This is a genomic window from Nonomuraea indica (assembly GCF_002850745.1).
Lineage (GTDB): Bacteria > Actinomycetota > Actinomycetes > Streptosporangiales > Streptosporangiaceae > Nonomuraea > Nonomuraea indica.
The window spans coordinates 38,789-63,890 of sequence record NZ_KZ559484.1 but is presented as its reverse complement, the minus strand read 5'-3'; the positions used below and the strand labels follow the sequence as shown (position 1 = coordinate 63,890).

28 protein-coding genes and 1 riboswitch are annotated in these 25,102 nt (G+C 73.7%); of the genes, 12 read left to right on the top strand and 16 right to left on the bottom strand.

The features are described 5' to 3' along the window. Window positions 1-21: 21 nt before the first annotated feature. Complete coding sequence (locus CXR44_RS33055; protein WP_219602112.1) at window positions 22-1,023, bottom strand: FecCD family ABC transporter permease; 1,002 nt, start codon at window positions 1,021-1,023, stop codon at window positions 22-24. Beyond that, window positions 1,020-1,997, bottom strand: a complete 978-nt coding sequence (locus CXR44_RS33050; RefSeq protein ID WP_101790084.1) for an ABC transporter substrate-binding protein — start codon at window positions 1,995-1,997, stop codon at window positions 1,020-1,022. Before CXR44_RS33050 ends, CXR44_RS33055 begins: the two co-directional genes overlap by 4 nt. A 119-nt stretch (window positions 1,998-2,116) precedes the next feature. Between CXR44_RS33050 and CXR44_RS33045 the strand changes: the two genes are divergently transcribed. From CXR44_RS33045 to sugE, 3 genes are all read left to right on the top strand, one after another. Continuing rightward, window positions 2,117-3,814 (top strand): ABC transporter ATP-binding protein/permease, encoded by a 1,698-nt coding sequence (locus CXR44_RS33045; protein ID WP_101790083.1) that lies wholly within the window; start codon window positions 2,117-2,119, stop codon window positions 3,812-3,814. A gap of 50 nt (window positions 3,815-3,864) precedes the next feature. Beyond that, complete coding sequence (locus tag CXR44_RS33040) at window positions 3,865-5,754, top strand: ABC transporter ATP-binding protein (RefSeq protein WP_144070175.1); 1,890 nt, start codon at window positions 3,865-3,867, stop codon at window positions 5,752-5,754. Beyond that, a riboswitch (guanidine-III (ykkC-III) riboswitch) is annotated at window positions 5,755-5,821 on the top strand. A 21-nt stretch (window positions 5,822-5,842) separates the two neighbouring features. Continuing rightward, window positions 5,843-6,166 (top strand): quaternary ammonium compound efflux SMR transporter SugE, encoded by a 324-nt coding sequence (gene sugE / locus CXR44_RS33035; protein WP_101790081.1) that lies wholly within the window; start codon window positions 5,843-5,845, stop codon window positions 6,164-6,166. A 62-nt stretch (window positions 6,167-6,228) separates the two neighbouring features. Here the strand turns inward: sugE and CXR44_RS39805 are convergent, their stop codons facing one another. Next, window positions 6,229-6,405: a hypothetical protein gene (locus CXR44_RS39805; protein WP_180903821.1), complete on the bottom strand. Its 177-nt coding sequence runs from the start codon at window positions 6,403-6,405 to the stop codon at window positions 6,229-6,231. Between the two features lie 331 nt (window positions 6,406-6,736). Next, window positions 6,737-7,108, bottom strand: a complete 372-nt coding sequence (locus CXR44_RS33030; protein ID WP_101790080.1) for a DUF4345 family protein — start codon at window positions 7,106-7,108, stop codon at window positions 6,737-6,739. Between the two features lie 84 nt (window positions 7,109-7,192). On the opposite strand from CXR44_RS33030, the gene CXR44_RS33025 reads away from it, so the two are divergent. Further along, on the top strand, window positions 7,193-7,648 hold the full coding sequence (locus tag CXR44_RS33025) for an anthrone oxygenase family protein (RefSeq protein ID WP_101790079.1): 456 nt from the start codon (window positions 7,193-7,195) through the stop codon (window positions 7,646-7,648). A gap of 53 nt (window positions 7,649-7,701) precedes the next feature. Here CXR44_RS33025 and lpdA read toward each other — a convergent pair whose 3' ends face one another. After that, window positions 7,702-9,081 carry a dihydrolipoyl dehydrogenase gene (lpdA, locus tag CXR44_RS33020; RefSeq protein ID WP_101790078.1) on the bottom strand — a complete coding sequence of 460 codons (1,380 nt, stop codon included), beginning with the start codon at window positions 9,079-9,081 and terminating at the stop codon, window positions 7,702-7,704. 89 nt (window positions 9,082-9,170) lie between these two features. On the opposite strand from lpdA, the gene CXR44_RS33015 reads away from it, so the two are divergent. Further along, window positions 9,171-9,854 carry a hypothetical protein gene (locus tag CXR44_RS33015; protein WP_101790077.1) on the top strand — a complete coding sequence of 228 codons (684 nt, stop codon included), beginning with the start codon at window positions 9,171-9,173 and terminating at the stop codon, window positions 9,852-9,854. Window positions 9,855-9,881: 27 nt separating this feature from the next. On the opposite strand, the gene CXR44_RS33010 is transcribed toward CXR44_RS33015, so the two are convergent. Together CXR44_RS33010 and CXR44_RS33005 are read right to left on the bottom strand one after the other, a co-directional pair. Next, window positions 9,882-10,493, bottom strand: a complete 612-nt coding sequence (locus CXR44_RS33010) for a class I SAM-dependent methyltransferase (RefSeq protein ID WP_101790076.1) — start codon at window positions 10,491-10,493, stop codon at window positions 9,882-9,884. Next, window positions 10,490-11,140, bottom strand: a complete 651-nt coding sequence (locus tag CXR44_RS33005) for a TIGR04282 family arsenosugar biosynthesis glycosyltransferase (RefSeq protein WP_101790075.1) — start codon at window positions 11,138-11,140, stop codon at window positions 10,490-10,492. The genes CXR44_RS33010 and CXR44_RS33005 overlap by 4 nt, the downstream gene beginning before the upstream one ends. A gap of 155 nt (window positions 11,141-11,295) precedes the next feature. Between CXR44_RS33005 and CXR44_RS33000 the strand changes: the two genes are divergently transcribed. After that, complete coding sequence (locus CXR44_RS33000; protein WP_101790074.1) at window positions 11,296-12,678, top strand: glycosyltransferase 87 family protein; 1,383 nt, start codon at window positions 11,296-11,298, stop codon at window positions 12,676-12,678. On the opposite strand, the gene CXR44_RS32995 is transcribed toward CXR44_RS33000, so the two are convergent. The 3 genes from CXR44_RS32995 to CXR44_RS32985 form a co-directional block, all read right to left on the bottom strand. Continuing rightward, window positions 12,656-13,339 (bottom strand): glycosyltransferase family 2 protein, encoded by a 684-nt coding sequence (locus tag CXR44_RS32995; protein WP_101790073.1) that lies wholly within the window; start codon window positions 13,337-13,339, stop codon window positions 12,656-12,658. The genes CXR44_RS33000 and CXR44_RS32995 overlap by 23 nt on opposite strands. After that, a complete protein-coding gene (locus CXR44_RS32990) occupies window positions 13,336-14,331 on the bottom strand; it encodes an NAD-dependent epimerase/dehydratase family protein (RefSeq protein WP_101790072.1) in 996 nt (331 codons plus the stop codon). Before CXR44_RS32990 ends, CXR44_RS32995 begins: the two co-directional genes overlap by 4 nt. Window positions 14,332-14,408: 77 nt before the next feature. Then, window positions 14,409-14,783: a tautomerase family protein gene (locus CXR44_RS32985; RefSeq protein WP_101790071.1), complete on the bottom strand. Its 375-nt coding sequence runs from the start codon at window positions 14,781-14,783 to the stop codon at window positions 14,409-14,411. A 19-nt stretch (window positions 14,784-14,802) separates the two neighbouring features. On the opposite strand from CXR44_RS32985, the gene CXR44_RS32980 reads away from it, so the two are divergent. The 3 genes from CXR44_RS32980 to CXR44_RS32970 are packed head-to-tail and all read left to right on the top strand — an operon-like array spanning window position 14,803 to window position 17,081. Continuing rightward, a complete protein-coding gene (locus CXR44_RS32980; RefSeq protein WP_101790070.1) occupies window positions 14,803-15,453 on the top strand; it encodes a response regulator in 651 nt (216 codons plus the stop codon). A gap of 6 nt (window positions 15,454-15,459) precedes the next feature. Further along, window positions 15,460-16,533: a quinone-dependent dihydroorotate dehydrogenase gene (locus tag CXR44_RS32975; protein WP_180903820.1), complete on the top strand. Its 1,074-nt coding sequence runs from the start codon at window positions 15,460-15,462 to the stop codon at window positions 16,531-16,533. Then, a complete protein-coding gene (locus CXR44_RS32970; RefSeq protein WP_245899713.1) occupies window positions 16,530-17,081 on the top strand; it encodes a GNAT family N-acetyltransferase in 552 nt (183 codons plus the stop codon). The genes CXR44_RS32975 and CXR44_RS32970 overlap by 4 nt, the downstream gene beginning before the upstream one ends. A 13-nt stretch (window positions 17,082-17,094) precedes the next feature. Here the strand turns inward: CXR44_RS32970 and CXR44_RS32965 are convergent, their stop codons facing one another. From CXR44_RS32965 to CXR44_RS32950, 4 genes are all read right to left on the bottom strand, one after another. After that, entirely contained in the window at window positions 17,095-18,693 is a 1,599-nt protein-coding gene (locus CXR44_RS32965) for a beta-N-acetylhexosaminidase (RefSeq protein WP_101790068.1), read from the bottom strand. Continuing rightward, entirely contained in the window at window positions 18,690-19,565 is an 876-nt protein-coding gene (locus CXR44_RS32960; protein ID WP_101790118.1) for an N-acetylmuramoyl-L-alanine amidase, read from the bottom strand. Before CXR44_RS32960 ends, CXR44_RS32965 begins: the two co-directional genes overlap by 4 nt. Before the next feature lie 28 nt (window positions 19,566-19,593). Next, the gene (locus CXR44_RS32955) at window positions 19,594-19,842 is read right to left on the bottom strand and encodes a hypothetical protein (RefSeq protein WP_101790067.1); all 249 of its coding nucleotides are present in this window, start codon (window positions 19,840-19,842) and stop codon (window positions 19,594-19,596) included. A 137-nt stretch (window positions 19,843-19,979) separates the two neighbouring features. Beyond that, entirely contained in the window at window positions 19,980-21,020 is a 1,041-nt protein-coding gene (locus tag CXR44_RS32950; protein WP_101790066.1) for a LacI family DNA-binding transcriptional regulator, read from the bottom strand. 147 nt (window positions 21,021-21,167) lie between these two features. Here CXR44_RS32950 and CXR44_RS32945 point away from each other — a divergent pair, with 147 nt between their 5' ends. Further along, window positions 21,168-21,830, top strand: coding sequence for a TetR/AcrR family transcriptional regulator (locus tag CXR44_RS32945; protein ID WP_245899711.1), 663 nt, complete (start codon window positions 21,168-21,170; stop codon window positions 21,828-21,830). A gap of 130 nt (window positions 21,831-21,960) precedes the next feature. Here CXR44_RS32945 and bldC read toward each other — a convergent pair whose 3' ends face one another. Together bldC and CXR44_RS32935 are read right to left on the bottom strand one after the other, a co-directional pair. Beyond that, complete coding sequence (gene bldC / locus CXR44_RS32940; protein WP_013133571.1) at window positions 21,961-22,164, bottom strand: developmental transcriptional regulator BldC; 204 nt, start codon at window positions 22,162-22,164, stop codon at window positions 21,961-21,963. Window positions 22,165-22,486: 322 nt separating this feature from the next. Continuing rightward, on the bottom strand, window positions 22,487-23,350 hold the full coding sequence (locus CXR44_RS32935) for a DUF8083 family protein (RefSeq protein WP_101790064.1): 864 nt from the start codon (window positions 23,348-23,350) through the stop codon (window positions 22,487-22,489). A 105-nt stretch (window positions 23,351-23,455) separates the two neighbouring features. On the opposite strand from CXR44_RS32935, the gene CXR44_RS32930 reads away from it, so the two are divergent. After that, window positions 23,456-24,535, top strand: coding sequence for a Leu/Phe/Val dehydrogenase (locus CXR44_RS32930; RefSeq protein ID WP_101790063.1), 1,080 nt, complete (start codon window positions 23,456-23,458; stop codon window positions 24,533-24,535). Window positions 24,536-24,686: 151 nt separating this feature from the next. Further along, a complete protein-coding gene (locus CXR44_RS32925) occupies window positions 24,687-24,908 on the top strand; it encodes a DUF3073 domain-containing protein (protein WP_101790117.1) in 222 nt (73 codons plus the stop codon). The last annotated feature ends 194 nt before the right edge of the window (window positions 24,909-25,102 follow it).

Genomic DNA, 25,102 nt, shown 5'->3' with positions numbered 1-25,102 from the left:
CGTCGTCCGGTCTCGTGGCGGTCACGACGGACTCCGGTGGCGGAGCAGGGCGGCGCCGATGAGGACGCCGGAGAGTGCCGTCCAGGCGCCCAGCGGGGTCTCGACCGGGGCGAACGCCAGCCGCGCGACCAGGTCGGCCGCCACCGTGACCGCCGCGCCCAGCGCCGCCGTCCAGGGCAGCCACGTGCGCGCCCCGCCGTACGGACGGATCCTCCTGGCCAGCAGCGGCGCGACGAAGCCCACCCAGGCCACGGGGCCGCACGGCCCGGCCACGGAGCCGACGAGCAGCGCGGCGACGGCGAGCACGCCGAGCCGGGCGGCCCGGACCCGGCCGCCGAGGGCGGCCGCCGCCTCGTCGCCCAGCCGCAGCAGGTTCAGGGCGGGCACGCAGGCCAGGACGAGGGGGGCCGCGACGGCGAACCAGGGGAGGGCCCGGCCGGCCTGCTCCCACATGAGGCCGTTCAGGCTGCCGACGAGATAGCGGAACAGCAGGTCGTACTGGAGCCGGTCGGCCGTGGCGAGCACCGCCAGCATGAGCGCCTGGATCCCGGTCGAGACCGCCGCCCCGACCAGCAGCACGCCCTGCGCGCTGCGCGCCGTGCCCGCCACGGCCAGCGTGACCGCGCCGCCGGCCACCGCTCCGGCGAGCCCGGCGACCGGGTACAGCGCGACGGGCACCGGTAGCGTCCACACCACGCACGCCACCACCGCCAGGGCCGCCCCGGCGGACACGCCCGTCAGCTCCGGCACGGCCAGCGGGTTGCGCAGCGACTCCTGCAGCAGCAGCCCGGCCACGCCCACGGCGGCGCCGCCGAGCAGGCCGACGAGCACCCGGGGCAGGCGCAGCTCCCAGAGCACGACGTACTCCAGCGACGCCGGATCGGCGAACACGGCGGGCAGGTGCTGCGGCGCGACGGGCGGCGTGCCGAGGCACAGCCCCGCCGTGACGAGCACGGCCAGCACCCCGCCCAGCACGGCGGACGCCGGGGAACGGCCGCGTGCCGCCAGGCGGGCGCCGGTCACCCCGCGGCCTTCGCGATCGCCTCGTCGAGGATGATGCCGAACGCCCGGGTGCCCCGGCCCGAGGCCCACAGCTCGGGCCGTACCTCGAACACCTTGCCGCCGGCGACGGCCGGGATGCGCTTCCACACGGGGTTGTCCCGGTAGGTCTCGGTCACGGGCTTGCCGCCGCCGAACGCGAACGACTGCACGAAGATCACTTGCGGGGCCTTGGCCAGGATCTCCTCGACGCTGTAGGCCTGCGCGGTCTCGAAACCGCCGCCCTTGCTGGGCCAGGGGTAGGCGAAGAACCTGGACAGGAATCCGCCCAGCACGTCGTCGGTGGTGTTGACGCCCACGGACGAGCCGCCGTACATGGCGAGCGCGGTCACCCGGTCGAGCCCCTTCGCCCGCGCGGTGGCCAGGCCCTCGGCGACCTTGGCGCGGAAGCGGGTCTCGGCCTCGGCCTGCTGGGCTCCGCGACCGGTGAGCGCGGCGAGGGTGCGCAGGTGGGCGACCGAGTCCTCGTGGTCGCCGACCTTCACCACCCACAGGGGCGCGAACTTCTCCACCGCCGCCCGCAGCTGGTCGTGCACTCCCGCCAGGCCGATCACGAGGTCGGGTTCGGCCCTGGCGATGGCGGCGACGTCCTCGGCGCCGAACCCGCCGGGGATCACCGGCACCCGGGCCGCCGCGGCGCCGAGGTAGTCGGGCCGCGACAGCAGCTTCGGCGTGGCCGTCGCGGCGGGCGTCAGGCCCAGCTCCACCAGCATGTCGTCGCAGATCCCGGTCAGGCAGACGATCCGCCGGGGGGCCTCGGGCAGGGTGAGCGTCTTGCCCGAGGCGTCGGTGACGGTGAGCGACGGCGGGACCGCCGTGACGGGGGTCGTGGCCGTGGCCGTGGCCGTGGCCGCGGCGGCCGGCGTGGCCGGCCGGGGGGTGCTCGCGGGGGCGTCCTGCCGCCCGCAGGCGGTCAATGTGGCCGTGAACAGCAACATCACAGCCACACCGGTACGAATCACCGTCAATCCTCCCCAATAGGGTGAAAATGGTTCCGATAATGATTACCATTCATCGCTGTGTGTGCAAAGTCCGTCCCAGGGAAAGGCCGCCGCCGATGATGGTCCACCGGCGGCTGCTCCAACTCGCCGGCGACGTCCGGACACCCGTCGCCGCCTGCGCCGGAGTCGGCCTCGCCGTCTCCGCCGCCTACGTGTCCCAGGCGTTGCTCCTCGCCGCCGCCCTGAGCGAGCTGGCCGCCGGCCGGTACGACGCCGCGGTCGTCCTGCTGGCCTGGGCGTTCGCCGTCATCGCGGCGCGCGGGCTGCTGCTGTGGGCCCGGGAGAGCGTGGCCGCGTGGGCGGGCGCGCTGATCCGGGCCCGGCTGCGCGACCGGCTGGTGGCCAGGCTCGGCGCGCTCGGGCCCGCCCACCTGACCGGCGCGCGGACGGGCCGCGTGCAGACCACGCTCGTGGACGGCGTCGAGGGCCTGGACGCCTACTTCAGCCGCTACCTGCCCCAGGTGGTCGTGACCTGCTGCGTGCCCCTGGCGCTGGTCGGCTGGCTGTTCACCGTGCACGCCCCCGCGGCCGCCGTGCTCGCGGCGGCGGTCGGCGGCGTGCTCGTCGTGCCGAGATTCTGGGACGCCACCCTGCTGCGCAGGGGCCGGGCCCGGTGGGCGGCCTTCGCCGAACTGGCCGCCGACTACCTGGAGGCGCTGCAGGGCATGGCCACGCTGCGCGCCTTCGGCGCGGTCGGCAGGGTCGGCGCGAAGCTGGCCACCCGCGCCCGCGAGCTCTACCTGACGACGATGGGCCAGCTCAGGATCTCGCTGGTGGAGAGCGGGGTCAGCGCCTTCTTCGTCCAGGCGGGCACCGCCGGGGCGGTCCTGGCCGTCGCCGCGGCGCCGGGCGACGCGTGGAGCGCCTTCGCGGTGCTGGTGGTGGCCGTCGAGTGCTTCCGTCCGGTACGCGGCCTGTCGGACTCGTGGCACGCCGGGTACCTGGGCCTCACGGCCGCCGACGGACTGGAGGAACTGCTGTCGGCGCGGCCGGCGGTGCGCGACGGGGGCACGGGCACCGCGTTCCCGGCCCGGCCCGAGATCAGGTTCGACGGGGTGACCTTCACCTACCCGGGCGCCGGGCGGCCGGCCGTACGGAACGTCTCCTTCACCGTCCCGGCCGGGGAGACCGTCGCGGTGGTGGGCCCGTCCGGCGCGGGCAAGTCCACGCTGGCCGCGCTGCTCCAGCGCCACCACGACCCGGACGCGGGCGTCATCAGCGTCGGCGGCCGGCCGCTGGGCGAGCTGACGCTGGCCACGCTGCGCGCCGGCATCGCCGTGGTGGCCCAGGACACCTACCTGTTCCACGGCACCGTGGCCGACAACCTGCGGCTGGCCCGCCCGGACGCCTCCGACGCCGACCTGGAGCGCGCCGCGCGGCTCGCGCACGCCCACGACTTCGTCGCCGCGCTCCCGCAGGGGTACGCCACCCCGCTCGGCGAGCGCGGCGCGACCCTGTCCGGCGGGCAGCGGCAACGGCTGGCCATCGCCCGCGCCCTGCTGGCCGACGCGCCCGTGCTGCTCCTGGACGAGGCCACCTCCCACGTCGATCCGCGCACCGAGGAGGCACTGGCCAGGCTGCGGCGCGGCCGTACCTGCCTGCTCGTCGCCCACCGCCTGGCCGTGGTCAGGGACGTGCGCCGCATCGTCGTGCTGGACGGCGGCGCGGTGATCGAGAGCGGCGACCACGCGACGCTGACCGCCGCCGCGGGCGCCTACCACCGCCTGCTCTCCGCCCAGGAGGTGCGCACGTGACCCGCCGGACCGGACCCACGCCGACCAGAACCCAGGCCACGGAGGCGGGCATGACCGCGCCGACCAGCACCGACGCCACGGAGGCGGGCATGACCGCGCCGACCAGCACCGACGCCACGGAGGCGGGCATGACCGCGCCGGACAGGACCGACGCCACGGAGGCGGGCATGACCGCGCCGGACAGAACGGGTGCCACGGACGCGGGTGCGGCCGCCGCGGCGCGCTCGCCGATGCGGTGGCTGGCGGGGGCCGTGGGCGGCCACCGCCGTTCGTTCACCGCCACGCTGATCGCGAACCTCGCCGGCCAGACCGCCACCCTGGCGGCCGCCGCCGGCTCCGCCTGGCTGCTCGGCCGGGTCGTCGCCGGCGTGCCGACCCCGCTCGGCCCGCTCGCCGCCGTGCTGGGCGTGCTGGTGCTGGTGGTGACCGTCGCGACGTGGTGGGAGATGTACGTCTCGCACGACCTGGCCTATCTGGTGCTGGCCGGGCTGCGCGGCCAGGTGTACGACGCCGTGGCCCGCATCGCCCCGGCCCGGGTGCTCGGACGGCGCACCGGCGACCTGTCCGCCGCCCTGCTGTCGGACGTGGAGACGCTGGAGTGGCTGTTCGCCCACACACTCGCCCAGCTCATCACCGGCTCGGTGGTGCTGGCCGCGGGCACGGCCGTCGCGGCGGCGCTGCACCCGTGGCTGCTCGTCGTCTGCCTGCCGGTCGCGCTGGGCGTGCTCACGCTGCCGCTGTGGCTGCGTCGCGTGTCACGCCGGCACGGTGACGAGCTGCGCGCGGCCACGGCCGAGCTGACCTCCGACATCGTGGACACCGTCCAGGGGCTGCGGGAGCTGACCGCGTTCGGCGCGCTCGACCGGCGCAGGGGGCTGCTGGCCCGGCGGACGCGCGCCCTGGCCCGCGCCCAGGCCGCCGCGGCGGCGCGCGGCGGGGCCGAGGCGGCGCTGATCGACGGCCTGCTGGCGCTGGCCGCGGCGGGCACGCTGCTGGTCGTGGCCCTGCTGGTGCGCTCCGGCGAGCTGGCCGTGGCCGACGGCCCGCTCGCGATGGTGGTCGCGGCCGGTTCGCTCGGCCCGGCCGCGCAGGTGGCGCTGCTGCTCAAGGAGGTCGGCACGCTGCGGGCGGCTGCCGGGCGGGTGCACACTCTCGTCACCGCCCCGGCCAACGTCGCCGCGCCGCGCGACCCGGTGCCGCCGGCCGAGCCGTACGCCGTGGTCTTCGAGGACGTGCGCTTCCGCTACACGCCGGACGGCCCCGAGGTGCTGCGCGGCGTGTCGTTCACGGTGGCGCCCGGCCAGACGGTCGCCCTGGTGGGCGCCTCGGGCGCGGGCAAGTCGACCTGCGTGTCGCTGCTGCTGCGGTACTGGGACCCCGACGGCGGGCGCATCCTGGTCGGCGGCGTCCCGCTGGACCGCATCGCCGACCTGCCGGCCCACGTCAGCGTGGTGCCGCAGGACGTGCACCTGTTCGCCGGCACGGTGGCGGACAACGTGCGCCTCGGCACCCCCGGTGCCGACGTGACCGCGGCGCTGCGCACGGCGCAGCTCGACCTGGATCCGGCCACGACCGCCGGCGAGCGCGGCGTCGCCCTGTCCGGCGGGCAGCGGGCGCGCGTGGCCATCGCCAGGGCGCTGGCCGGTGACCCGCCCGTGCTCGTCCTGGACGAGGCGGTGGCCAACCTCGACCCGGAGAACGAGGCCCGCCTCGCCCGCGCCCTGGAGGCGGCGGCCGCCCGCCGGGCCACGCTGGTCGTCGCCCACCGCCCCGCCACGATCCGCCGCGCCGACCACATCGTGCTGCTGGAGGAGGGCGTGGTGGCCGAGCAGGGCGGCTACGCCGAGCTGATGGCCCGGCCGGGCGGCCGGCTGGCCCGCCTGCTCAGCCTCGACTCGCCCGGTGCGGGAATCGGGCCGGAACGGGAGCCGTTGACCTGAACGCGGGCCCGCCCCGGGACCCGCCCGGACGAGACGCGCCGTACCCGGTCTGCCAAGACGACGCTCCCTGATCGTGGAAGGAGCCGTCATGGCCTGGTTCGTGGTCGTCGTCGCCGGTCTGTTCGAGGTCGCCATGGCCTACTCGCTCAAGCTCAGCGAAGGGTTCTCCCGGCCGCTGCCGAGCGCGGGGTTCGTCACGTTCGCGCTGCTGAGCTTCGGCCTGCTCGCGTACGCGCTGAAGAGCCTGGACGTCGGCACGGCGTACGCGGTGTGGACCGGCATCGGCGCGGTGGGCACGGCCGTGCTCGGGATGGCGCTGCTCGGCGAGGCGGCCTCGCCGGTGCGGATCGTGTCGATCGCCCTCATCGTCTGCGGCGTCGTCGGCCTGAACCTGGCGGGCGGCGGTCACTAGCGCCTGCTCCGTTCACGGGCCTCCCCCCGCCTCTGGGCGGAGGGAGGCGATGCGGTCGCGGGTCAGATGGGCAGGAGTCCGAACAGGTCGGCGGCGGCGGTCAGCAGCGCCGCCAGTGCGGCGATCACGGCCGCGATGGCCGTCGGGGCGACGTCTGACAGCCGCCTGATCGCGTAGTAGGTGAGCCAGAGAATGGCGACGATGACGCATACGGCGCTCAGAAGGGCCAGGGACGGCATTTCTGTCCCCCTTTCGGACGAGGGGAGGGTGTCCCCCTTTGACTGCTTCGCGGAGCTATATCGACTGTGTCCGCATTTGCCACGGTTGGTAATTGACCGACTACGGACTGTCGATGTCGGCACTCTACTGCCTCGATCCGGGCAGAGCGCATCATTGACGCCAGGCGGAATCCGAGAAGTTTTCTGGGATCACTTTTTGATTACTGTGCGCGATCAAGCTGGAGCGGAGGGTATTGTCGGACCGGCGCAGACGACTCTTCGCGGAGCTTCTAAGCCGGGCGGTGGCGGGGCCGGGGTGGTATCCGGCCCCCACGCCTCGCCCACCGGCGGTTCAGCGCACGGCCACCAGGGCCAGCGCGAGACCCGCCTCGACGACCAGATAGAGCACGGTGGGATAGAAACGCGCCGGGCGCTCCAGCACCATGGAGACGACCCGGCCGGCCGCCATGCCCGCCAGCGCGAGCGCCACCGCGACCAGCACGCCGTCACGCAGCGTGCCCACGTCCAGCGCCGCCAGGGCCAGCGCCAGCGCCGTGGCCAGCCCGAACCCGCCGTAGACCGCCCTGACCTCGTTGCGCCCCTCCGCCGAGGCCACCCGGGTGCCGAACGGAGCCAGCAGCGCGGCCGGCGCCACCAGGCCGTAGACGCCCATCCCCGCGAAGAAGACGGCCACCACACCCACGATCAGATCATCACCCGCCATCCGGGCATCCTGCCCCCGCGGGCGCCGGCGCCGCGACTACCTCCCAGGTAGTGCGCGGCCGGCGCCGGCTGCGATCATCGGGGCATGCTCCCCGTTCTCGCGATTCTGGCCGTGCTGGCGAACGGCCTCATGGCGGGCGTCTTCTTCGCCTTCTCCACGGCCGTCATCCAGGGCCTCGACGCCGCGGGCCCCGCCGAGGCGACCGCCGCCATGCGCGGCGTCAACATCAAGATCCTGAACCCGTGGTTCCTGTCGTCCTACCTGCTCGCGCCGATCGCCTCACTGGCCACCGGTGTGCTGCTGCTCATGGGCGACGGAGACGCGACCGCCGGCGCTCTCTTCGTCGCCGCGGCGGTGGTCTACTTCCTCGGCGCCTTCGTGCCGACGGCGGCGGTCAACGTGCCGCTCAACAACGCGCTCGAAGCGGGCGGCGTGGACTGGGCCGGCTACTCCCCGCGCTGGCTCCGGTGGAACCACCTGCGCTCCCTCGCCTGCACCGTGGCGCTGGTGCTGGCCGCGGTCGGGCTCCACCTCTCGTGAACCGCCCGTGATCGGTACGGCGACGCCGTACCGATCATCCTCCGTGGCGGTCGTCACATGTTGATCATGTGTCCGGCCAGGCCGTGGATCGCCTCCTTGACCGCCTCGCCGAGCGTGGGGTGGGCGTGGACGTTGCGCGCCACCTCGTGCACGGTCAGGTCCCACTGCTGGGCGAGGGTCAGCTCGGGCAGCAGCTCCGTCACCTCGGGGCCGATGAGGTGGGCGCCGAGCAGCTCGCCGTACTTCCCGTCACTCACGATCTTGACGAAGCCGTTGGCGTCGCCCAGGCCGTGCGCCTTGCCGTTGGCCGTGAACGGGAACTTGGCCACCTTCACGTCGTAGCCCAGGTCGCGCGCCTGCGCCTCGGTGTAGCCGAAGCTCGCCACCTGCGGCTGGCAGTAGGTCGCCCGCGGGATCATCACGTAGTCGAGCTCCATGGTCTCGGCGTCGCCGATGGTCTCGGCCGCGACGATGCCCATGGACTCGGCGGCGTGGGCCAGCATGAGCTTGGCCGTGACGTCGCCGATCGCGAAGATGTGCGGCACGTTCGTCCGGCACCGGCCGTCGATCGCGATGGCGCCCCGGTCGGTGAGCGCCACGCCGGTCTTCTCCAGGCCGTAGCCGTCGACCCGCGGCTGGAAGCCGATCGCCTGCATGACCTTGTCGGCCTCGAGCACCTGCTGCTGACCGTCACGCGTGACCGTCACCTTGACGGAGGAGCCCGTGTCGTCGATGGAGTCGACCCGGGTCGAGGTCATGATGTCGATGCCGAGCCGCTTGTAGCGCTTGGCCAGCTCCGCCGACACCTCCGCGTCCTCCAGAGGCACCACGCGGTCGAGGAACTCGACGATGGTGACCTTGACGCCGTAGTTGTGCATGACGTACGCGAACTCCACGCCGATGGCGCCCGCGCCCGCGATGATGATGCTGCCGGGGAGCTGATCGGTCATGATCTGCTCCTCGTACGTCACCACCCGCTCCGACAGCGTCGTGCCGGGGATGAGCCTGGTGGTGGCGCCCGTGGCGATGATGCAGTGGTCGAAGGTGATGGTCTCGCCGTTGACCTGGAGCGTGTTGGCGTCGAGGAAGGCGCCCCGGCCGTCGTACTCCGTGATGCCGTTCTTCTTCATCAGGTAGTGCACGCCCTTGACCCGGCCGTCCGCCACCTTGCGGCTGCGCGTGAAGGCGGCGCCGTAGTCGAAGGAGACCTCGCCGCTGATGCCGAAGGTCTTGGCCTCCTTGTGGAAGATGTGGGCCAGCTCGGCGTTGCGCAGCAGCGCCTTGGACGGGATGCAGCCCACGTTCAGGCAGACGCCACCCCAGTATTTCTCCTCGACGACCGCGGTGCGCAGACCGAGCTGGGCCGAACGGACAGCTGCCGTGTAGCCTCCCGGCCCCGCACCGAGAACGACGACGTCATAGTGAGTGCTCATGAGTCGGACCATACCGTCCACCCAGCTCTACCCCTGACCCTCGCCCCCACCCCAGTGCCCCGGCCGGCCGGGGCCGGTTGGATCGGGGCATGACCGACTTCCCCGGACGCTGGGCCGAGGGCGTCTGCCTGACGCTCGCACCCGTCCTGCTGCTCGCCGGAGTGCTGCTGCGCGCCGGCCACGACGACTTCTTCCCCGGCCAGCTCGCCGCCTTCGCCGCCGAGCCCGGCCTGATGAGCGCCTCGTACGGGTGCTTCGCCGCCGGCTGCGCGCTGCTGTGGCCGGGCGTGCTCGCCCTGGCGCGCCGGGCGCCGGGCTCCCGGCTCGTACGGTGGGGCGGGGTGATGGTGCTGCTCGGCCTGTTCGCCCGGGTGTTCCACGCGGGCGTCTCGCACCTGGCGTTCCAGCTCGTGGACGTGCAGGGGCTCGCGCCGGCCCAGGCGGCCGTGGCCGGCGGCTACGGGGCCTTCCACGTCTTCCAGCCGCTGAACCTCGCGACGCTCGCGGGGTGGATCGTGCTCGCCGCCGGCCTCCGGCGGGCCGGGGTCATGGGCGTGGTGCCCGCCGTCGCGCTCGGGCTGGCCGCGGCGCTGCCGATCGGGGTGCTCAAGGGGACCGGCCCCCTGTCGGTCGTGGCCACCGCCGGCCTGTGCGTCGCGCTCGTGCCGTACGGGGTCAGGGTGCTGCGCGCCGGGCCCGCCCCGAAGTGGTGGGCCGTCCCGCTGGTGCTGGCCGCCGGCGCGGGCGCCGTCGTCATCGGCGCCCTGGGCTGACCCGTGCGGCACGCTCCCGCCACGGCGTCAGCGCAGGGCGGCGAACCAGCGGCCCGCCTCCTCCCAGAGACCGGCCACGCCGAACCCCGCGGGCCGGGCGACCCGCGCGACGTCGTCTGCCGACACCACCGCCCAGGCGAACCAGTCGCCCACGGTCCCGCCTCGGCGCAACCGCACCCGGTTCACCCGGCTGGTCACGCCCGGTCGCTCCACCTCGGCGACGACCTCGCCGCCCGGCCGTACCAGCTCCCTGACCCTGCGCAGCAGCGCACCCGGGTGCCCGCCGATGCCGATGTTGCCGTCGGCGAGCAGCGCCGTCTCCCACCACCCGCTCCCCGGGACCTCGTCGAAGACGCTGCGCAGCAGCGCGAAGCCGCCTGCCGCGCGGGTCAGCCGCACCGCGTGCGGGGTGATGTCGATGCCCAGCGCCGGGACGCCCCGCCGGTTCAGCGCGACGGTGAGCCGGCCGGGACCGGAGCCGATGTCCAGCGTGGCGCCGGCGCACCGGCGAAGCAGGGACTCGTCGCCGTCGATGGGGCGCGTCCACCGGGTCGCCTCCAGGACGGCGCGGGAGCCGTCGACGTGCTCGATCTCGACGGGCGTGCCGGTGAGGGCGTCGGCGTAGAGCTCTCCGATCACCGCAGGGCCGCCTCCGCCGGGACCCGGGTCACCGCGCGCAGCGCCGCGGCGAAGCGGGACCCCGGCGCCTCGGCGGCCACCCGGTGGGCGTCGGCCGCGGTGTCCACGTCCGTCAGTTCCGGCAGGTGCCGCACGCTCAGCCCGGCCCGCGCCAGCCGCCGGAGTTGCTCCCGCCCGGTGTCGGGGCGGGACATGGGCACGCCCAGCAGCAGCGCGGGGTCGGGCCGGCGCAGTCCCAGCAGCCAGAAGCCGCCGTCGGCCGCCGGGCCGTACACGGCGTCACAGCGGTCGAGCTCCTCGACGGCGCGCAGGAGCAGGCCCGGCGTCACCTGAGGGGTGTCCATGCCGATGAGCACCACCGGTCCGGGGCGGAGCCGGTGTGCGTCGGCGAAGGCCGCGGCCAGGCGCTCGTCCAGGCCGGAGCCGCGCTGGGGGATCACCACCATGTCGGTGGGCAGCCAGCGCCCCGGCAGCCCGTCCAGCGCGAGGACCCGCTGCGCGGCCGGGGTGGCGGTGACGGCCCGCAGCGTGTCCACGATCGCCGCCTCGGCCAGGAACGCGGCCTCGGCGGGGCGGAACGGCGGCGTCAGCCGGGTCTTGACCCGGCCGGCCACCGGCTCCTTGGCGATGGTCACGAGCTGTGTCATGCCACCTCCAGGGCGATCTTCATGACTCGACCGTAGGACAGCCGGCACCGTCGGGGTCTTACGAGGTCGTTACGGGCCCGGCCATTCCTTACGGAGTGCGGACGGGACCCGCCGCCCCGGCCAGGCGGGGGCCCGCCGGTGGCAGGCTCCGGGACATGAGCAGGACCACGGTGTGCGCCGGAGCGACGCTCCTGGCCTTGGTCGCCGTCCTCGTCAGGATGTCGCTGGGCCATCCCGGCCTGCTGGGCTGGTACGCGGCGGGCTGGGCGCTCTTCGCCGCCGCGCTGTGGCTGACGCGCGGGCTGCCGCGCCGGGAGCTGGCCGTACTCGTCGTCGCCGGCGGCCTGGCCGTGACCGCCACCGGCCTGGTGGCGCCGCCCGCCACCAGCACCGACTCCTACCGCTACGCGTGGGACGGCAGGGTGCAGGCGGCCGGCGTCTCCCCCTACGACCACCCGCCGGCCGACCCGGCGCTCGCTCCGCTGCGTGACGGCTGGCTGTTCCCCGAGGAGTGCGCGGCGCCCTTCCTGTCACGCCTGCCGGACGGCGGGTGCACCAGGATCAACCGGCCCGCCGTGCACACCATCTACCCGCCGCTCGCCGAGGGCTACTTCCTGCTGGTGCACGGCCTGTCACCCGCCGAGGCGCGGCACAAGCCGCTCCAGGTCGGCGGCGCGCTGCTGTCGGTCGCGGTCCTGCTGTGCCTGTACCGGTGGGCCGGCGGCCGGGCGGCTGCGGCGTGGGCGTGGTGCCCGGCCGTGCCGGTCGAGGCGGTGAACAACGCGCACGTGGACGTGCTGGGCGTGCTGCTCGTGGTGCTGGCCTGCCACACGGTGCGCGGGCGGGGGGCGTTGTTCGGGGCGGCGGTGGCGGTCAAGCTGCTGCCCGCGGTCGCGCTTCCCGGCGCGCTGTCGGGAGTGCTGTCGGGAGTGCTGTCGCGCGCCTGGCGCGGCGGGACGCGGGCCGAGGGGGGCGGCGGGCTGCGGGACGGGACGCGGCGCGTGCTCGCCGTCATGGCGCCGGCCACGCTGGTCGTCGCGCTGGCCTACCTGCCGTACCTGCTGGCCTCGCGGGGGTCCGTCGTGGGGTACCTCTTCGGTTACGTCCAGGAGGAGGGGTACGAGGAGCCCGCCGCGCGCGATCGGTACGGGCTGCTCCGGCTGTTCCTGCCCGACGCGTGGGCCCCGTACGCCGCGATCCTGCTGCTGGGCCTGGCCGTCCTGCACGTGCTGCGCCGCGGCGACCCGGACCGGCCGTGGGCCGGCGCGCTGCTGGTCACGGGCTCCCTGCTGCTGCTGTTCACGCCGGGGTACTCGTGGTACGCGCTCCTCGTCGTCGCGCTGGCCGCCATGGACGGACGGTGGGAGTGGCTCGGGGTGGCGGCGGCGGGAGCGGTCGCCTACCTGTCCGGCCCGGCCGCGCCGCCCGGCACGGCCACGGCGGCGTACGCGGCGGCGGCGCTGGCGGTGGCGGCCTGCTGGGCCGTCCGCCGGTCGGCGCGCCGCTCCCCGGACCTCACCGGGACGGCTCACGCATGACCCGGTTCGTGACCTCGCGCATGACCCCGCGCATGTCGGCGACGGCCCGCAGCGTGCCGCGAACCGTGCCGGTGACCTTCGAGCGTCCGTGTCTGCGCAGGTAGGCCACGTCCACCTCGGTGATCCGCCAGCCGGCCGCCGCCGCGCGCAGCACCATCTCCAGGGGGTAGCCGAACCGGCGGTCGGTCAGGCCGAGCGCCAGCAGCCCGGCCCGCGAGCAGGCCCGCATCGGGCCCAGGTCGCGCAGCGGGACCCCGGTGCGCTGCCGCAGGCTCCTGGCCAGCACGGCGTTGCCCAGCCGGGCATGCAGCGGCCACGACGCGCCGGGCCGGCGCACCCGCCGGCCGAGCACCAGGTCGGCCCGCCCCGACAGGACGGGCCAGGCCACCTCGGGCAGCAGGCGGGGGTCGAGCGAGGCGTCGGCGTCCATGAAGCACACCACGTCCGCCGTCGCGGCCAGCAGCCCGGCGTGGCACGCGGCACCGAACCCCCGGCGCGGCTCGGTCACCACGTGCGCGCCCAGCTCGGCGGCGAGCGCGGCCGAGCCGTCGGTGGACCCGTTGTCGACGACGATCGGCCGGTAGCCGGGCGGCATCCGCCCGAGCACCCACGGCAGTGCCTCCCGCTCGTCCAGGCAGGGCAGGATCACCTCGACGCTCATGACACCCCCAGCGGCGCCGCGGCGAACTCCGTCATGCCCGCCTCGAACCCGACGGCGGCGCGGAAGCCCAGCTCGGCGCGGGCCCGGCCGGGCGCGGCGACGATGTGCCGGACGTCGCCCAGCCGGTACTCGCCGGTGACCACGGGCCGCGGCCCGCCGCGCGCGGCGGCGAGGGCGGCGGCCATCTCGCCGACGCTGTGCGGCGTCCCGCTGGCGATGTTGTAGGCCCTCAGCCGGCCCGGAGGCAGGGTGGCGCCGGCCGCCGCCAGGTTGGCGTCGGCCACGTCGCGGACGTGCACGAAGTCGCGCAGCTGGCCGCCGTCCTCGAACACCCGCGGCGCCCGCCCCGCGGCCAGCGCCGACCGGAAGATCGCCGCCACCCCGGCGTAGGGCGTGTCACGCGGCATCCGCGGCCCGTAGACGTTGTGGTAGCGCAGCGCGACCGCGATCCCGCCCGTCTCCCTGGCCCAGTTCGCGGCGAGGTGCTCCTGGGCGAGCTTGGTCGTCGCGTACGCGTTGCGCGGGTCCGGCGGCGCGTCCTCCCCGATGACGGTGTGGCTCACCGGCGCGCCGCACACCGGGCAGACCGGGTCAAATCGGCCGCCGTCGAGGTCCTCGCGGGCGCGTGGACCGGGCCGCACCCGGCCGTGCTTCGCGCAGTCGTAGGCGCCCTCGCCGTAGACCACCATCGACGACGCCAGCACCAGCCGGCCGACCCCGTGCCGGGCCATCGCGGCCAGCAGGACGGCGGTGCCGTGCACGTTGGCGGCCGCGTACGCCGGGAGATCGGACACGTCCACGCCGAGGCCGACCTTCGCCGCCTGGTGCGCGACCAGGTTCACGCCCGGCAGCGACCGGTCCAGGGCGGCCCCGTCCCGCACGTCGGCGCCGGCGCGCAGGTCGAACGGGACGACCTCGTGCCCCGCCCGCGTCAGCGCCTCGGCGACGTGACTCCCGATGAAACCGGCGGAGCCGGTGACCATCACCTTCACGCCGTCGACGCTAGTCACCGGTCCGGTGCGCCAGAAGGGACGGCGCCATCACGTTCGCGAGCCGTAAGGACTCGGGGCTAGACCTCCACCGTGTACGGCAGGGCCAGCTCGTCGGCCGGCACGCCGCGGATGCCCCAGTTGACCCGGGGCATCTCGATGATCGTGATCTCGACGTCCTCCGGCGGGTACGGCAGCCGGTCGTAGATCGCGCGGATCAGCGCCCGCTTGGCCTCGTCGCTGCGGCCGGTGAAGCAGACCACCTCGATGATCAGGTAGCCGTCGCCGCGCTGGGGACAGATCAGGTCGTCCGCGTCCAGCAGCAGGAACCGGTGGAACCTCTTGTCCTGGGGCAGCCCCCACGCCTCCACGAGGCAGCCGTGCAGCAGGTCGGACACCTCGCGCTGTCGTCCCGCCCACACGTCACGGCGTCCGTAGACCTTCACCTGAGCCATATGGGCCACTATAGAGGCCGTGATCCGCATTCTCCTGGCCGACGACGAGGCCATGATCCGTGCCGGCATCCGGGCCATCCTCGCCTCCGACCCGTCGCTCGACGTGGTGGCCGAGGCGGGCGACGGCCGGGCGGCGGTGGACCTGGCCATCAGCCACCACCCGGACGTGGCGCTGCTCGACATCCGCATGCCGAAGCTCGACGGGCTCGGGGCGGCGGCCGAGATCCGGCGGGTCGCGCCGGACACGGCCGTGGTGATGCTCACCACGTTCGGCGAGGACGACTACATCGCCCGGGCCATCGACGTGGGCGCCGGCGGGTTCCTGCTCAAGTCGGGCGACCCGCGCGAGCTGATCGCCGGGATCCACGCCGTGGCGGGCGGCGCCGCGTACCTGTCGCCCAAGGTCGCCCAGCGCGTCATCACCCAGCTCGCCGGCGGCCGCATGTCGAAGGGCAGTGTGGCGCGCGAGCGCGTCCAGGTGCTCACCGACCGCGAACGTGAGGTCCTCGCCCTGGTCGGCGCCGGGATGTCCAACGCGGAGATCGCCCGCGAGCTGCACCTGGTGGAGGGGACGGTGAAGGCGTACGTCAGCGCCATCCTCACGCGGCTCGACGTGCGCAACCGCGTGCAGGCCGCGATCATCGCCCACGACGCCGGCTTGGTAGCCTGACACGTGATGTATCGCCTCGTGTTCATGCAGGTCCTGCGGCGTTTCGACGCCGAGGCCGTGCACCATCTCACCGTGCGGGCCTTCGCCCTGTTGTCGGCGTTGCCGCTGGTCAAGCGGCTGCTGCACCGATCGCTCGCGCCTCACGACCCGGCCCTGCGCGTGTCCGCCTTCGGGGTGCACTTCCCCGGGCCGCTGGGCCTGGCCGCCGGGTTCGACAAGGACGCCGCCTGCGCCGAGGGCGTGGCGGCGCTGGGGTTCGGTCACGTCGAGGTCGGCACCATCACCGCGCACGCGCAGCCGGGCAACCCCCGGCCCCGGCTGTTCCGGCTGGTGGGCCGGCGGGCGGTGATCAACCGGATGGGCTTCAACAACGCCGGCGCCGCCGCGGCCGCCCGCCGGCTGCGCCGCACCCGCGGCGTGCCCGTCGTGGTCGGCGTCAACATCGGCAAGACCAAGGTGGTGCCCGAGCAGGAGGCCGTCGCCGACTACGTGGCCGCCGCGAAGGAGCTCGCGCCGCTGGCCGACTACCTGGTCGTGAACGTCAGCTCGCCCAACACGCCCGGCCTGCGCGACCTGCAGGCCGTCTCCAAGCTGCGGCCGCTGCTCGCCGCCGTCAAGGACGTCGCCGACGGCACGCCGCGCCGCACCCCGCTGCTGGTCAAGATCGCTCCCGACCTGGCCGACGAGGACGTGGACGCCGTCGCCGACCTCGCCCTGGAGCTGGGGCTCGACGGCATCATCGCGACCAACACCACGATCCGGCACGAGGGCGAGACCGGCGGCTTGTCCGGCCGGCCGCTCAAGGGGCGCTCCCTGGAGGTGCTGCGCCGGCTGCGCGCCCGGGTGGGCGACCGGCTGGCGCTCGTCTCGGTCGGCGGCGTCGAGGACGTCGACGACGTCTGGGAGCGGCTGCTCGCCGGCGCCACCCTGGTGCAGGGCTACACCGGCTGGGTCTATGGCGGGCCGCTGTGGGCCTCCCGCATCCATCGGCAGCTCTCGCGGCGCGTCCGCCGCCACGGGTTCGCCTCCATCACCGAGGTCATCGGCCGTACGGCGCCCGACAGCCGGCACGCGCGGTGAGCGTCCCGCTCGGCGACGGCGTCGTCATGCGGCTCGTCGCCGAGGGTGACGCGCAGGCGCTCGCCGACGCCTACGCGCGCAACCGCGAGCACCTGCGCCGCTGGGAGCCGCACCGGCCCGAGCAGTTCTTCACCGTCGCCGGCCAGACCGAGCGGGTGCGGCTCCAGCTCGAACAGCACGCCGAAGCGCGGCTGGTGCCGTGGGTGCTCGCCGACGGCGACCTGATCGTCGGCTGCTTCACCCTGTCCCACATCGTGTACGGGCCCTTCCAGAACGGCGACCTCGGTTACTGGATGGACGCCGGCTACACCGGCCGGGGCCTCGCCACCCGGGCGACGCAGGAGGCGTGCCGGCATGCCGGCGAGCGGCTCGGCCTGCACCGCGTCCAGGCGGGCACGCTGCTCGACAACGCGGCCTCCCAGCGGGTGCTGGTGAAGGCGGGCTTCGAGTCGTTCGGCATCGCCCCCCGCTACCTCGCCATCGCGGGGGAGTGGCGCGACCATCGGCTCTTCCAGCGCATCCTCCACGACCGGCCGCCCGCCCTCTGACGGGCCCGGCGGCTCACACGCTGGGACGGGTCGACTCGGCGTCGTGGGTGAGCCGGTCGAGCCGCTCCATGACGTCGGGCACCCGGACGACGCCCGGCCGGTGCGGGCGGCGGCGCTGCCACGGCCGGGGCCCGTCGAGCGGCCGATACTCGACGCCCAGCGCGTCGAGCCGGCCCAGATGCCTTTCGAGCCGTCCGGGGAAGTCCTCGTCCGTCGCGCCCGACCAGGTCACCTCGGCCAGCGCGCACGCCCGCGGCCAGGTGCGGTAGTCGAGGGTCCGCCCGTCGGGGATGCGTTCGGTCCACAGCTGCGCCTGCGCCCCGAGCACCCGCGCCCGTGACTGCTCGGGCCAGCTCTCCGGAGCCGGGTCGAAGGCCGCCACGTCCGCGACCGTGATCGTCTCGCCGATCGCCATCGGCTCGTCGGCCGTCGCCGCCTCGGCGTAGTCGAAGTACAGCGGGAACACCGGCGTGGCCACCACGTCGTGACCGGCGGCGGCGGCCCGGCGGCCCACCTCCATGCCCCGCCACGGCATCACCACCGTGTCGGACCGCAGCTCGCCGCTGACGAACGCCTCGTCCCACACCACGGCCCGCGCCCCCCGCTCGGCGAGCGCGTCGGCCAGCCGCCGCAGGAACCACGCGTGCAACGGCCCCGTCGAGGGCAGCCCGAGCGACTCCCGGTAGGCGTCGATCTCCGGTGAGGCGGCCCAGTGGTCGAGCACGACCTCGTCGCCGCCGATGTGGAAGTAGGGGACCTCGCCGAGCGCGCCGATCACCTCGTCGAAGACCGCGCTCAGGAACTCGACCGTGGGCGGCAGCGGCGACAGAATCGCGGGGGAGATGCCCCAGCGGTCGAGCACCTCGTGACGCTCGCCCGTGGCCCCCAGCTCGGGGTAGGCCGCCAGGATGGCCGAGGCGTGGCCCGGCACGTCGATCTCCGGGACGATCACGACCTCGCGGGAGCGCGCGTAGGCGCCCAGCTCGGCCAGGTCGGCCAGCGTGTAGTGGCCGCCGTGCGGCACGTCGTCGTACGCCTCGGGCTCGCCGTAGTGGTGGACGGCGGTGCGCGGCCGGTGCGAGGCCACCTCGTGCAGCAGGGGATAGGCCCTGCTCTCCACCCGCCACCCCTGGTCGTCGGCCAGGTGCAGGTGGAGCCGGTTGAGCTTGTGGGCCGCCATCAGGTCGATCAGCCGGAGGATCTCCCGCTTGGGGAAGAAGTGGCGGGCCACGTCCACGTGCAGGCCGCGCCAGGGGAAGCGCGGCGCGTCCTCCACCCGCACTCCCGGCACGCGCCAGGCGGCGCCCGCCGAGAAGCGGTAGGACGCGTCGGGCAGCAGCTGGTGCAGCGACTGGCCGGCGTAGAACGCCCCGGCGCGGTCGCCCGCCGTGATCTCCACCCCGCGCGACCCCACCACCAGCCGGTACGCCTCGGGCCCGAGCGCCGGGTCGAGCCGCAGGTCGATCGCTCCGGAGTCGCCAGGCCGCAGGTCGAGGCCGGGAAGCGCGGCCCGTACGGCGTCGGCCAGGTCGGCGGGGCCGGAGACGACGGAGCCGGCGGTCAGCTCATAGGAGCCGGACAGATGACTGAAGATGCGCGGGCGCGGGATCATGCTTGCAGATAGTGCTGCATCCCGTTCGCCAGCGCCAGGGCGATCCGCTGCCGGAACGCCGGGTCGCGGAACTTGGCCGCCTCGGCGGCGTTGCGCATGTTGCCGCACTCGATGAAGATCTTCGGCACGGTCGAGAGGTTGAGCCCGCCCAGGTCGTCGCGGAAGCTGAGCGCCTTGCTGCCGATGTAGGTCGAGTAGGGCAGGCCGGTGCCCTTCCTGAACGCCGCGCGGACGGCGAGCCCCAGCTCGCGCGAGTCGTCCACGACCGGGTCGACCGGGCCATTGATCTTCTTCGGCATGATCACGTGGAAGCCGCGATCGGCCGGACCAGACCCGTCGGCGTGCACCGAGATGGCGGCGTCGGCCTTGGCCTTGTTGCCGATGGCGGCCCGCTCGGTGATGCACGGGCCCACGCCGTCGTTGTCGGAGCGCGTCAGCTTCACCTGGGCGCCCCGGCTCTTGAGGATCTTGGCGAGCCGGGTGGACACGTCCCAGGTGAAGGCGGCCTCGGAGTAGCCGGAGTCGGTGGACGTGCCCGTCGTGTCGCAGGGCTTCCACTGGGTCAGCACGTTGACCTTGCGGTTGACGGCCTTCGGGTTGCGGTAGTTGGCGCCGTTGTGACCGGGGTCGATGACGACGACCTTGCCGGACAGGGGCGCGGCGGCGGCCTTGGCCGCAGCCGGCGTGGTGCCGGTCTCGGCGGCCGCTCCCGGCGCGGCGGCCGAGGAGCTCGCGGCCTGCGGCTGCTGGACGGCCTGACCCGCCGGGGCGGAACCTGGGGCGGCACCTGTGGAGGTGCCGCCGGCCGCGCCGCCGCAGGCGGTGGCGATCAGGCCGCACGCGGCGAGAACGGTGGCTGGGAGTGCACGCATGGCCTCCACCGTACGTCAAGGCAGGCGGTCACCAGACGTGTTCGCCGACCTCCTGCCGCTGGAGCAGGGCGGCCAGCTCCCGCGCGTCCTCGGCGTCCAGGCCGAGCACGACGCGGGGGCGGCCCCACGGGTGGTCGAGGGAATGGGCGACGTAGCTGGCCACGGACTCGGCCCCCGCGTCGGCCATGCGGCCCCGGCCCGAGCGCCACTGGGCCCACGCGCGTTCGAGTTCGGCCGCCGCGCGCTGCGCGCAGGACACCAGTTCTGGATCACGCATGACTGTCCCCCTGGATCAGTTCGTGACATGACCCTGACGAGTAAACCTCCCGGACCGGGGCCGGCCGTACGGGTTGACCGAGGCTTGAGCCGCTCTTGGGCGCGCCTGGTGCTCGGTGCCGAGCGCGCCGCGGCCGGTCAGGCGGCGGGGCCGGTGCTCCGCCGTACGATCAGCTCGGGGGCCACCTCGTGCAGCCGAGCGGCTTTCGCGGGATCGCCGATCCGGTCGCTGAGCAGGGACGCCGCCGACCGCCCCATGGCGCGGCGCGACTGGTCCACGGAGGTGAGCGCGATCTGGCGGGAGGCCGCCAGGTGGGTGTTGTCGTAGCCAGCGACCGACAGGTCCTCCGGCACCCGGAGCCCCAGCTCCTCGGCGGCCAGGAGCACGCCGACCGCCACCACGTCGTTGCCCGCGAAGATCGCCGTGGGGCGCGGGTCGCGGGTCAGCAGCGCCAGCGCCGCCGTCCGGCCGCCCTCCTCGGTCGCCTCGGCGGCCTCGACCATGATGTACGGCGCGAGCGCGTGCCTGCGCATCGCCACGAGGTAGCCCTCGCAGCGCGACGGCCGGGCGCCCTCGATGTGCGCGATCCTGCGGTGCCCGAGCCCGACCAGGTGGTCGACGGCCAGGCGGGCGCCGTGCCGGTCGTCGTCCACGACGATGTCGACGCCGTCGAGCTCGATGTCGCGTTCCCCGACGACGACGGTGGGCGTGTAGGACGTCGCCTCCATCAGCGTCTCGCTGGTCGGGGCGATCCCTAACAGGACCAGCCCGTCCACCCGGAGCTCCAGGAAGGCGGCCACGGCCTCGTCCTCGAACGCCGGGTCCCACTGGCTGTTGCCGATGAGCATGCGCAGGCCGTCGCCGTGCAGGCTCTCCTGCAGGCCGTCCAGGAACTCGGCGTAGAACGGGTTGTGCAGGTCGGCGACGAGCGCGCCGACGAGATGCGTACGGCCCTCGACCAGGCTGCGCGCGACGGCGTTCGGCCGGTAGCCGAGCTCACGGGCGGCCTGGAGGACGGCCTGGCGGCGGTGCTCGCTGACGTGCGGCGAGCCGCGCAGCACCAGCGACACCAGCGATTTGGAGACGCCGGCCCGCTCGGCGACGTTGCGGATCGTCGGCCGGGGCCGTGGTATCTCCCGGAGGTCGATGGTTGAAGACTTGACGGGTGGTCCTGACATGGTTCTCCCCCGCGATGCGTAGATGGGCACCTTGTCTCACCAAACGATCGAGTTCGCCGCAGGGTACGGCTTGAGGTTAGGGAAGCCTGTTATTGACGGTGAGGTCACATGTCCGCCGAGAACGGGGCGCTCGGTTACTGTGCAGGTGTGACACCCGGGAAGCCAGCCGAGCAGGCGCGTCCGGCGCGGCGCAGGCTCACTGTCGACCGTCGCCGCGAGGAGCTCATGGCGGCGGCCCTCGAACTGTTCAGCACGCGTGACGCCGAGGACGTCTCGATCGACGACGTCGCCACGGCGGCGGGCGCCTCACGGGCGCTGGTCTACCACTACTTCGGCGGCAAGCAGGAGCTCTACGTGGCCGCCCTGCGCGGCGCGGCCGATCAGCTGGAGTCGAGGTTGCGTCCGCAGCTCGGCGGGAGCCCGCTGGACGAGCTGGCCTCGGGCCTCACCCGCTACTTCGACTTCGTGGAGGAGCACGCGGCGGGGTTCGCGGCGCTGCTGCGCGGCGGGCCGGCCAACCGGGCGGGCGAGGTCGGCGAGATCGTCGACGGGGTGCGTCAGCGCCTGTCGCGCCGCATCCAGAAGCAACTGGGCGTCGAGCGGCCGAGCCCGGTGCTGCGGGCGTCGTTGCGCTCGTGGATCGCCTCGGTCGAGACCGCGGGCCTCGACTGGCTCGAACACCGTGACATCGAGCGGCCGACGCTGGAGAGGATGCTGGTCGACCAGCTGGTCGCGCTCCTGGGCGCGGCCGCCCGCTATGACGGTGACGTCGGCCGGCTCCTCGAGGCGCTGGGGGAGCGGCCGGCATAGGGGATCGGAAGGATGGCGCCGGGCGGGCGGCGCCAGCTTCCGGACGCGACGGTCCTCGTCACAGAGGTGGACCATGCCGCCGGCCTGGCCCACCGTTCAACCCCCCTGAGGTCCGTGACGAACCCCGGCACTACTCAGAGCGCTGCTGCGGAATCCCCGCCAGCAGAGCCCGGACCTCGGTCTCCCGGTAACGCCGGTGGCCCCCCAGGGTGCGAATCGACGTCAACTTGCCCGCCTTGGCCCACCGCGTGACGGTCTTGGGGTCGACCCTGAACATGGTCGCGACCTCGGCGGGCGTGAGCAGTGGCTCGGCCTCGGGTGTACGAGCTGACATTTGTGCGGCCTCTCCTCCGTGTGGACCGGCTTAGCGATCCTGTGACTGCCTTTGCGCGTGTCACGGATGTCCCCCTATGGCCCCGAACGTGCGGCTTTTCTCGGCCATATGCGGCATCACCCGAAGTGACCATACCGCCACGCTGAGCGATTGGCGAGCCCTTCTTTGACCCAACTGCCCGCCCCCATGGCGATGTCACGCTCGGTGATTCTAGCGACACGTTTCGTGGTATCGCAGTGAAAACGGCAAACTGCTCAGTTCGCAGAAGCGAGCAGCCGCTACTCATGACCTACTCATGCAGGTCAGACGGTTGCATTGGGGCTCAGTTGGCAGATTCCAGAAGTTGCATTGACTTCCAGCGCAGGACGACACGCTGGTACATGGCGAAGGCAAGCTCTTCTTGACCCGTGTCCAGGCCCGTGAGGGCGGCCGACAGCTCCGCGACCGACTGGTCCGCCTGCAGCGCGTCGTCGTCCATGAGGTGCACCAGGCCGCCGTAGTCGAGCTCGACCAGCGAGTGCGGATGGAACTCCTCCAGCCAGCGGGCCACGTCCTCCACGTCGAGGTTGGCCGCCACGTCGCCCAGGTGCCGCCGCAGCACCTGCAGGGCCCGCGCCGCCCGCCTCCTGGCCTGCGCCATGGAGGTCACGTAGATGAGGTTGCGGCCCGTGGCCGTGGTCACGTCCTGCCCGGGGACCGCAGAGCCGAGCACGAGCCAGCGCTCGTTGCCGTCGAACGGCACGAACCACGACGGCGGCACGTGCCAGGCCGTGGTGCGGATGTGGGTGCGCAGCGCGGAGGAGGAGCCGCCGCGCTTGTAGCGGTCGAAGTCGTCGGCGGTCTGCTCGGCGATCGCCTTGGGGACCATGTGATCCATCAGCTTCGGGGGAGTGCTGCCACGCAGCCGTGAGAAGGCCAGCCAGGAGCGCAGGCGCGTCTGCCAGGGGCAGACGTACAGACGGTCCTCGACGCGCCGCAGATAGGCGTTGGGGCTCTCCTGGGCGGGGACCGGCTGAGGGGGCGTGCCGAGCAGCCGCCGCACCGACTCGCCGTGCTCGTGGTTGAGCGCGTTGGCGCGGCGCGGCCGGTCGCGCGAGTCGGCGTAGTCGGCCCAGACCTTCTGCTGGGACTCGGGGAAGGCGGTCAACGGCTCGTAGACGCGGAGGTACGCGGCATAGGGCAGCACGGAGGCATCGTGTCATGAAGACAATCGGCTCGCACCGTCGTGCCCACTACCCTGGAAGGGATCTCCGCCGCGAAGGTGCGGCGGACCGGACAGGGAGTCACTACCGTGACCGACGTCTTCGACCCGTCTCACAAGGACGCGCACGAGCAGGTCGTCTTCTGTGCCGACGCGCACAGTGGCCTGCGCGCCATCATCGCCATCCACAACACCGCACTCGGCCCCGCGCTCGGGGGCACCAGGTTCTATCCGTACGAGAGCGAGCAGGCGGCCCTGGCCGACGTGCTCAACCTCTCGCGCGGCATGGCCTACAAGAACGCCCTGGCCGGCCTCGACCACGGCGGCGGCAAGGCCGTCATCATCGGCGACCCGTCCCGCGACAAGAGCGAGGCGCTCCTGCGCGCCTACGGCAGGTTCATCGAGTCGCTCGGCGGGCGCTACATCACCGCCTGCGACGTCGGCACCTACAGCGAGGACATGGACGTCGTGGCCCGCGAGTCACGCCACGTCACCGGCCGCACGCTCGCCCAGGGCGGCGCCGGCGACTCCTCCATCCTGACAGCCTTCGGCGTCTTCCAGGGCATGCGCGCCTCGGCCGAGCGCGTCTGGGGCACCCCGTCGCTGCTCGGCAGGCGGGTCGGCGTCGAGGGCGTCGGCAAGGTCGGCCACCGCCTGGTCGAGCTGCTGCGCGAGGACGGCGCCGAGGTGGTGATCTGTGACGTCAGCGAGCAGGCCGTCGAGCGCGTGCGGCAGCGCCGGCCCGAGGTCGAGGTGGTGACCGACGCCGAGGCGCTGACCACGGCCGACATCGACGTGTTCGCCCCCTGCGCGCTGGGCGGCGCGCTCGACGACGACACGGTGGCCAGGCTGCGTGCCAAGGTGGTCTGCGGCGCGGCCAACAACCAGCTCGCCCACCCGGGTGTGGAGAAGCAGCTCGCCGAGCGCGGCATCCTCTACGCTCCCGACTACGTGGTCAACTCCGGCGGCGTCATCCAGGTGGCCGACGAGATCCGGGGCTTCGACATGGAGCGCGCCAGGGCCAAGGCGGCCCGGATCTACGACACCACGCTGAAGATTTTCGAGATCGCCGCGGACGAGGGCGTCCCTCCGGCCGTCGCAGCCGATAGGCTAGCCGAGCGCAGAATGTCGGAAGTCGGGCGGATTAGGGCCATTTGGCTGGGCCACTGACGCCCCACGCCCATACGACGTACCGAGCTGGGCACAAAACAGGTACGGTAATAGGCGAACGATAGGCTGACGCCCGTAGTCAGGCGGGGTCAGCGTGTGGTGCGTTAGCGACGAGGGGTCGGGGACGACCCCACACGAGGGGGTCGAGCCAATGGGGCGCGGCCGAGCAAAGGCCAAGCAGGTCAAGGTTGCTCGCCAGCTGAAGTACAACAGCGGTGGCACAGATCTTGACCGTCTTCGCGACGAACTCGGGGTCGGAGACCCCAGCCGCAATGACGACGCCGACGACCTCAACGACGAGTTGGCTGATCGCTATGCCGATTACGCCGGCGACTACGGCGATGACGACGACCGTTCGTCCGGACGTCGCTAGCAGCTCTCCCGGGTGACGCAGTCGATCACTTGGCGTGGCCGCCACGCCGGGTGCGCGCTGCACGTCCACCGCGTCGGGCCCCACGGGCGAAAGCCCGTGGGGCTTTCGTCGTGCTCGGCGAAACACGCGGCCACGCCCGGACACCACGCGGCCACGCCCCGGAGACCACGGGGCCACGCCCGGGAAGCTCCAGC

Excerpts from the sequence above, each read along its gene's own strand:
- CXR44_RS33050 (WP_101790084.1), bottom strand. The coding sequence starts at position 1,997 with ATGTTGCTGTTCACGGCCACATTGACCGCCTGCGGGCGGCAGGACGCC.
- CXR44_RS33045 (WP_101790083.1), top strand. The coding sequence starts at position 2,117 with ATGATGGTCCACCGGCGGCTGCTCCAACTCGCCGGCGACGTCCGGACA.
- CXR44_RS33040 (WP_144070175.1), top strand. The coding sequence starts at position 3,865 with ATGACCGCGCCGACCAGCACCGACGCCACGGAGGCGGGCATGACCGCG.
- sugE (WP_101790081.1), top strand. The coding sequence starts at position 5,843 with ATGGCCTGGTTCGTGGTCGTCGTCGCCGGTCTGTTCGAGGTCGCCATG.
- CXR44_RS39805 (WP_180903821.1), bottom strand. The coding sequence starts at position 6,405 with ATGCCGTCCCTGGCCCTTCTGAGCGCCGTATGCGTCATCGTCGCCATT.
- CXR44_RS33030 (WP_101790080.1), bottom strand. The coding sequence starts at position 7,108 with ATGGCGGGTGATGATCTGATCGTGGGTGTGGTGGCCGTCTTCTTCGCG.
- CXR44_RS33025 (WP_101790079.1), top strand. The coding sequence starts at position 7,193 with ATGCTCCCCGTTCTCGCGATTCTGGCCGTGCTGGCGAACGGCCTCATG.
- lpdA (WP_101790078.1), bottom strand. The coding sequence starts at position 9,081 with ATGAGCACTCACTATGACGTCGTCGTTCTCGGTGCGGGGCCGGGAGGC.
- CXR44_RS33015 (WP_101790077.1), top strand. The coding sequence starts at position 9,171 with ATGACCGACTTCCCCGGACGCTGGGCCGAGGGCGTCTGCCTGACGCTC.
- CXR44_RS33005 (WP_101790075.1), bottom strand. The coding sequence starts at position 11,140 with ATGACACAGCTCGTGACCATCGCCAAGGAGCCGGTGGCCGGCCGGGTC.
- CXR44_RS33000 (WP_101790074.1), top strand. The coding sequence starts at position 11,296 with ATGAGCAGGACCACGGTGTGCGCCGGAGCGACGCTCCTGGCCTTGGTC.
- CXR44_RS32995 (WP_101790073.1), bottom strand. The coding sequence starts at position 13,339 with ATGAGCGTCGAGGTGATCCTGCCCTGCCTGGACGAGCGGGAGGCACTG.
- CXR44_RS32985 (WP_101790071.1), bottom strand. The coding sequence starts at position 14,783 with ATGGCTCAGGTGAAGGTCTACGGACGCCGTGACGTGTGGGCGGGACGA.
- CXR44_RS32975 (WP_180903820.1), top strand. The coding sequence starts at position 15,460 with ATGTATCGCCTCGTGTTCATGCAGGTCCTGCGGCGTTTCGACGCCGAG.
- CXR44_RS32965 (WP_101790068.1), bottom strand. The coding sequence starts at position 18,693 with ATGATCCCGCGCCCGCGCATCTTCAGTCATCTGTCCGGCTCCTATGAG.
- CXR44_RS32960 (WP_101790118.1), bottom strand. The coding sequence starts at position 19,565 with ATGCGTGCACTCCCAGCCACCGTTCTCGCCGCGTGCGGCCTGATCGCC.
- CXR44_RS32955 (WP_101790067.1), bottom strand. The coding sequence starts at position 19,842 with ATGCGTGATCCAGAACTGGTGTCCTGCGCGCAGCGCGCGGCGGCCGAA.
- CXR44_RS32950 (WP_101790066.1), bottom strand. The coding sequence starts at position 21,020 with ATGTCAGGACCACCCGTCAAGTCTTCAACCATCGACCTCCGGGAGATA.
- bldC (WP_013133571.1), bottom strand. The coding sequence starts at position 22,164 with ATGTCAGCTCGTACACCCGAGGCCGAGCCACTGCTCACGCCCGCCGAG.
- CXR44_RS32925 (WP_101790117.1), top strand. The coding sequence starts at position 24,687 with ATGGGGCGCGGCCGAGCAAAGGCCAAGCAGGTCAAGGTTGCTCGCCAG.